Source organism: Achromobacter sp. Marseille-Q0513 (genome assembly GCF_018195695.1).
In the GTDB taxonomy this organism is placed as follows: Bacteria; Pseudomonadota; Gammaproteobacteria; order Burkholderiales; family Burkholderiaceae_B; genus Achromobacter.
This window is the reverse complement of record NZ_JAGTJY010000474.1, coordinates 1-531: the sequence shown is the minus strand read 5'-3', so window position 1 is coordinate 531 and position 531 is coordinate 1. Positions and strand designations below refer to the sequence as shown.

General features: G+C 57.4%; 1 protein-coding gene. It reads right to left on the bottom strand.

The features are described from left to right. Positions 1–21 precede the first annotated feature (21 nt). Positions 22–531, bottom strand: a 510-nt coding sequence (locus KDH83_RS31335) for a DUF4917 family protein (RefSeq protein WP_212323023.1), incomplete at its 5' end; no start/stop codon positions are given.

Genomic DNA, 531 nt, shown 5'->3' with positions numbered 1-531 from the left:
GATCTACTGCTGCTTCGTATCTCATGGATTGTTCCAGCAACCCGGGCTCTGCGAATCGAAGAACGTCACATCTGTGGCAGGCAAGGATCGGCCCGCAGCCTTCAGAACCTGGTGGCAGAACGCTTGCTGATCTCCAGCTGGCTGACCAGTGAAAACCGAGACGGCCATTCGCTTTGGCTGATTCGCCGCGATGGCACCAAGCACGTGTTGGTCTCGTTCGTCAAAGCTCCAGCCATAGACGACCAGCCCATCCCCGAGCGCCGGCAGAACCTCCTCATACACGTTCGTCAGATAGTGACTCCGGCGGATTGCAGCGACTTTCTCCTTGCTGGTTCCTTCGCTAACAAAGACCGGCACATAGTGCCCGGACGCCCACCTGCGGGTGATCGTGTCAAGCAAGTCACCTGCAGATCCCGCTCCAACCGCGAGTTTTGTTTCACCACCGAGGTAGTCACGCGCAACTGCGAGACTGCCGTGAGGATAGAAAACCAATGTTGCTCCTCCTGCATACCCATAGGGCCGCCGCAAATA